We start from the raw sequence: 5,435 nt of genomic DNA, 5'->3' as shown, positions 1-5,435 counted from the left end.
GTTCGTCGATGGCCTCCTACCATCTGTCTGCATTTACACCACTTCCGTGGACTCTATCAGCGCATCATCCGCGAGCTGCTGCAAAAGCGTTTCCTGACCAAGCAGAAGCGCAGCCTCGCAGCCTTCCATCGGGAGGTCGCACAAGCCTGCAAGGTGCAGAAGCTGCGGGTGCCGACGCGCAACACCGTCGCCTTGCGTATCGACAGCCTCGATCCGCTCAAAACGGTGCGCCGCCGGGAAGGCCTGGATGCCTCCCGCGAACTGCAAGGTGTCGGCGGCGTCCCGCCGACAGTCTCCGAGCCGCTGGAGCAGGCACAGATCGACCACACGGTCATCGACCTGATCGTGGTCGACGAGCGCGACCGACAACCGATTGGCCGCCCGTATCTCACGCTGGCCATCGACGTATTCACCCGCTGCGTGCTCGGCATGGTGGTCACGCTGGAAGCTCCGTCCGCCGTCTCGGTCGGCCTGTGCCTGGCGCATGTCGCCTGCGACAAGCGTTCCTGGCTGGAAGGGCTGGATGTGGAGATGGACTGGCCGATGAGCGGCAAGCCCAGACTGCTCTACCTGGACAACGCGGCCGAGTTCAAGAGCGAGGCTCTGCGTCGGGGCTGCGAGCAGCACGGCATCCGCCTGGACTACCGGCTGCCCGGCCGGCCGCACTACGGCGGCATCGTGGAACGCATCATCGGCACGGCGATGCAGATGATCCACGATGACCTGCCGGGCACGACTTTCTCCAATCCCGACCAGCGCGGGGAATACAACTCCGAGAAGATGGCTGCCTTGACCCTGCGTGAGCTGGAGCGCTGGCTCACGCTGGCCGTGGGCACCTATCACGCCTCGGTGCACAACGGTCTTCTCCAGCCGCCGGCCGCGCGCTGGGCCGAGGCCGTGGCGCGGATCGGCGTGCCGCCTGTGGTCACACGGCCCACCGCGTTTCTGGTCGATTTTCTGCCGGTCATCCGCCGCACGCTGACCCGCACCGGCTTTGTCATCGACCACATCCATTACTATGCCGACGCGCTCAAGCCGTGGATCGCCCGGCGTGACCGCCTGCCGACCTTCCTGATCCGGCGCGATCCGCGCGACATCAGCCGCATCTGGGTGCTGGAGCCGGAGGGGCAGCACTACCTGGAAGTCCCGTACCGCACCCTGTCGCACCCGGCTGTCACCCTCTGGGAACAGCGCCAGGCGCTGGCGAAACTGCGTCAGCTCGGACGTGAGCAGGTGGATGAGTCGGCGCTGTTTCGCATGATCGGGCAGATGCGCGAGATCGTGACCACCGCCCAGAAGGCCACGCGCAAGGCACGGCGTGATGCGGATCGACGCCAGCACCTCAAGGTGTCGGCTCCGCCCATCAAGCCAACACCGCCGGATACGGGCATGGTGGACTCGCAGGCGGCCAACCTGCCACCGGCCAAACCGTTCGACCAGATTGAGGAGTGGTAGCCATGGACGAATACCCCATCGTTGACCTGTCCCACCTGCTGCCGGCGGTGCAGGGGCTGGCCCGGCTGCCAGCGGACGAACGCATCCAGCGCATCCGCGCCGACCGCTGGATCGGCTACCCGCGGGCGGTCGAGGCGCTGAACCGGCTGGAAACCCTGTTTGTCTGGCCGAACAAGCAACGCATGCCCAACCTGCTGCTGATCGGCCCCACCAACAACGGCAAGTCGATGGTCGTAGAGAAATTCCGGCGCGCGCACCCGGCCAGCAACGACGCCGACCAGGAGCACATCCCGGTGTTGGTGGTACAGATGCCGTCCGAGCCCTCGGTGATCCGCTTCTACGTCGCGCTATTGGCCGCGATGGGTGCGCCGCTGCGTCCACGTCCCCGGTTGCCGGAAATGGAGCAACTGGCGCTGGCCCTGTTGCGCAAGATCGGCGTGCGCATGCTGGTGATCGACGAGCTGCACAACGTCCTGGCCGGCAATAGCGTCAATCGGCGCGAATTCCTCAACCTGCTGCGCTTTCTCGGTAACGAGCTGCGCATCCCGCTGGTCGGCGTCGGCACGCGCGAAGCGTATCTCGCCATCCGCTCGGACGATCAACTGGAGAACCGCTTCGAGCCGATGCTGCTGCCGCTGTGGGAAGCCAATGAGGACTGCTGCTCGCTGCTGGCCAGCTTCGCGGCGTCGCTCCCGCTGCGGCGGCCATCGGCAATTGCCACGCTGGACATGGCCCGCTACCTGCTCACACGCAGCGAGGGCACCATCGGCGAACTGGCTCATCTGCTGATGGCGGCGGCCATTGTCGCCGTGGAGAGCGGCGAAGAGGCGATCAACCACCGCACGCTCAGCATGGCCGACTACATCGGCCCCAGCGAACGGCGACGGCAATTCGAGCGGGAACTGATGTGAAGCCTACGCCGCGCTGGCCGCTGCATCCGGCGCCAAGGGAAGGCGAAGCCCTGTCCTCCTGGCTCAACCGGGTCGCCGCCTGCTACCGGATGGACATGCATGAGCTGCTGGCACACGATCTCGGTCATGGTCAGCTCGATGACCTGGACATTGTGCCGCCTTCGTCCTTGTTGATGGTGCTTGCCCAGCGCAGCGGGGTTGAACTGGAACGCTTGCGTGAGATGAGCCTGGCCGGCTGGGTGCCGTGGCTGTTGGACAGCCTTGACGATTCGCTGCCTGCGGCCCTGGAAACCTATGCGTTCCAATGCTCGGTGCTACTGCCCAAGCGCAAGGCGCGATCCATCACGCGCTGGCGTGCCTGGCTGCCGAGCCAGCCGATGCGCCGTGCCTGCCCACTGTGCCTGAACGATCCGGCCAACCAGGCCGTGCTGCTCGTCTGGCAACTCCCTCTCATGCTGAGTTGCCCGCAGCATGGCTGCTGGCTGGAGTCCTATTGGGGTCTGCCCGGTCGGTATCTCCAGTGGGACAACGCCGAGGCGGCTCCGCGTCCCGCCAATGAGGCGATTGCCTGCATGGACCGGCGCATCTGGCAGGCCCTGACTACCGGTTTCGTGGAACTGCCGCGTCGGCGCATCCATGCCGGTCTGTGGTTCCGGCTGCTGCGCACCCTGCTCGATGAACTGAACACCCCGCTGTCGCACTGTGGCAGTAGCGCGGGCTGTATCCGCCAAGTCTGGGAGCATTGCGGCCATCCGCTGCGCGCGGGGCAAAGCCTGTGGCGGCCCTTCGAGGTACTGGCCCCGGCCGCACAGGTGCAGATGCTGGAAGCGGCGGCCAGCGCCATCGCGCTCATCGAGTCGAGGGCGCTGCTCCCACGCGGGGAACAAGCCGCGCTATTCCTGACCGAGCCGCCAACGGGCTTCACCAACGGCTTGCCCGAGAAGAAGCCGAAGCCCGAACCCGTCAACCACTGGCAACGGGCGGTCCAAGCCATCAAGGAGGCCATCATTGAGGCACGGCACAACCCGGAGACAGCGCGCTCACTGTTCGCGCTGGCGTCTTATGAGCGACGCGACCCCGAATCGCTGGAACGCCTGCGGCTCACCTTCGCCAACGAGGGGATTCCTCTGGAATTTCTGTCACATTACGATCCATGCACACCCTTTGTATGTCTTAGTCAGAATGACGGGTTAAGTGACAAATTTTGACGGCCAGCACGTTCTGACTCACACTGTCACATAATCGAACGTATATGTGACAGGTGCGACATGCTGATTGGCTACATGCGGGTATCGAAGGCGGACGGCTCCCAGGCCACGGACTTGCAGCGTGACGCGCTGATTGCGGCCGGTGTCGATCCGGCGCATCTGTACGAGGATCAGGCATCGGGCAAGCGCGAGGATCGCCCCGGCCTGGCGAGCTGTCTGAAGGCACTGCGGCCGGGGGATACGCTGGTGGTGTGGAAACTGGACCGGCTCGGGCGCGACCTGCGACATCTCATCAACACCGTGCATGACCTGACCGGGCGCGGCGTCGGCCTCAGGGTGCTGACCGGTCACGGCGCGGCCATCGACACCACGACCGCCGCCGGCAAGCTGGTTTTCGGCATCTTCGCCGCGCTCGCCGAGTTCGAGCGCGAGCTGATCGCCGAGCGCACCGTGGCGGGTCTGGCCTCGGCGCGGGCGCGGGGCCGCAAAGGCGGACGCCCCTTCAAGATGACGGCGGCCAAGCTGCGCCTGGCGATGGCCGCGATGGGGCAGCCGGAAACCCGCGTTGGCGATCTGTGCCAGGAACTGGGCATCACGCGGCAGACCCTGTATCGGCACCTGTCGCCGAAGGGGGAGTTACGCCATGACGGGCAGAAGTTGCTGGCAAAGAGCTGATGCCCAGTTGGTAATGCGGGAGCTTACTGGGGTCAGCTCACGAAACGGAAAAAATCGTACGCTAAGCCTCGCCAGGCATTCGTAGCGGCCGGAACTTGCCTTGCTCGAGCGGGGACTCAAGACGCCGATGCTTGAGAATATAGAAGATTTGGCCGCAGCGATCGGCTGCCATCCGCTCACGCTGGCAGCGTTGGCCTATCTCAAGCAGCCTGCAAGCCAGGCCGAGGTATCGGCGTTACTCGGGCTCGTTGGCAATGAGATGGCAAGCATCGCGTCCAAATCAAGCGATCGATAGCTCCCGCCAAGCCTACGAACTGCCGGAACTTTTGCAGCAAAAGTCCACGGCCCCAACCGATGCTGGCGATGTTACCGAGTCGGTAGGGGTTGGGCCTGCTCAGTAATGCCATGCACCAGTACGAACGACCGAAACCTGCTGGGCAGGAAAGGTCGTACTGCAGACGTCACTGCTCGTACACAGTCCAAGTGCGCAATAGATCTCAGCAAGATCGATGGCGGAACGGGCGCCAAGCTTCTGCATGACCCTGCTTCGATAGTTGTCTGCCGTTGCGGAGCCAATATCCAGCGCTCGTGCGATTTCCTTGCTGCTGGCCCCTTGAAGGTGAAGACGCAGGACCTCCCGTTCGCGCTCGCTCAATAGGGAGAGCTGCGTGCTGATCTGGCCATTTCTCATCCCTGCACGAAACGTCAAATTTGCGGCGCGCATCGCACGCTGAAGGCAGTCGATAAGCACCATGGCCTTGAGCGGCTTTTCGAGCAGGTCGAATGCGCCTCGGCGCAGCGCGGCCACCGCCGAGTCGAAGTCAGCGTGTGCTGTTGTGATCACCACCGGCGGTGCGTATTTACGCCTGGCCACTTCATCCAAGATCATGATGCCGTTGAGTCCCGGCATTCGAAGGTCAGCCAATATGCAGTTCGCCACGGCTGACAAATCTAGCTCAAGCAACTCTTCCCCGGATTTCAACGGCGTGGCCTGCATCCCTTCCGATTCGATAATCGAACAGGTGCGCCTGCGGCAATCCTCGTTGCAGTCAATGACATAAATCATTCCAAATATCCTTGCTTTAAATAACAAAACCAACGCAAAGCCGGGTTTGGTTCTTGGCGACGATAGCGTCCGTCAAGGTGGTGTAAATTTCAGGGCCGAACTCCGGTCCGGTTTTCCAGG

The 5,435-nt window shown here is 63.7% G+C and carries 6 protein-coding genes; 5 read left to right on the top strand and 1 reads right to left on the bottom strand.

From position 1 onward, the window contains the following. From IE083_RS15215 to IE083_RS15195, 5 genes are all read left to right on the top strand, one after another. Positions 1-1,455, top strand: a 1,455-nt coding sequence (locus IE083_RS15215) for a TnsB C-terminal domain-containing protein (protein WP_189354884.1), incomplete at its 5' end; no start/stop codon positions are given. Positions 1,456-1,457: 2 nt separating this feature from the next. Continuing rightward, positions 1,458-2,366 (top strand): TniB family NTP-binding protein, encoded by a 909-nt coding sequence (locus IE083_RS15210; RefSeq protein WP_189354883.1) that lies wholly within the window; start codon positions 1,458-1,460, stop codon positions 2,364-2,366. Next, positions 2,363-3,574: a TniQ family protein gene (locus tag IE083_RS15205; RefSeq protein WP_189354882.1), complete on the top strand. Its 1,212-nt coding sequence runs from the start codon at positions 2,363-2,365 to the stop codon at positions 3,572-3,574. The genes IE083_RS15210 and IE083_RS15205 overlap by 4 nt, the downstream gene beginning before the upstream one ends. Positions 3,575-3,634: 60 nt before the next feature. After that, on the top strand, positions 3,635-4,249 hold the full coding sequence (locus IE083_RS15200; RefSeq protein ID WP_189354881.1) for a recombinase family protein: 615 nt from the start codon (positions 3,635-3,637) through the stop codon (positions 4,247-4,249). Positions 4,250-4,349: 100 nt separating this feature from the next. Then, positions 4,350-4,544, top strand: coding sequence for an XRE family transcriptional regulator (locus IE083_RS15195; RefSeq protein WP_189354880.1), 195 nt, complete (start codon positions 4,350-4,352; stop codon positions 4,542-4,544). Between the two features lie 99 nt (positions 4,545-4,643). Here the strand turns inward: IE083_RS15195 and IE083_RS15190 are convergent, their stop codons facing one another. Beyond that, on the bottom strand, positions 4,644-5,315 hold the full coding sequence (locus IE083_RS15190) for a response regulator transcription factor (protein WP_189354879.1): 672 nt from the start codon (positions 5,313-5,315) through the stop codon (positions 4,644-4,646). Between the last annotated feature and the right edge of the window lie 120 nt (positions 5,316-5,435).

The organism is Vogesella fluminis (assembly GCF_014652335.1).
GTDB classification, from domain to species: domain Bacteria; phylum Pseudomonadota; class Gammaproteobacteria; order Burkholderiales; family Chromobacteriaceae; genus Vogesella; species Vogesella fluminis.
This window is presented reverse-complemented; position numbering and strand designations above follow the sequence as displayed.

Coding starts and splice junctions, on each gene's coding strand:
- IE083_RS15210 (WP_189354883.1), top strand. CDS start 1,458: ATGGACGAATACCCCATCGTTGACCTGTCCCACCTGCTGCCGGCGGTG.
- IE083_RS15190 (WP_189354879.1), bottom strand. CDS start 5,315: ATGATTTATGTCATTGACTGCAACGAGGATTGCCGCAGGCGCACCTGT.
- IE083_RS15200 (WP_189354881.1), top strand. CDS start 3,635: ATGCTGATTGGCTACATGCGGGTATCGAAGGCGGACGGCTCCCAGGCC.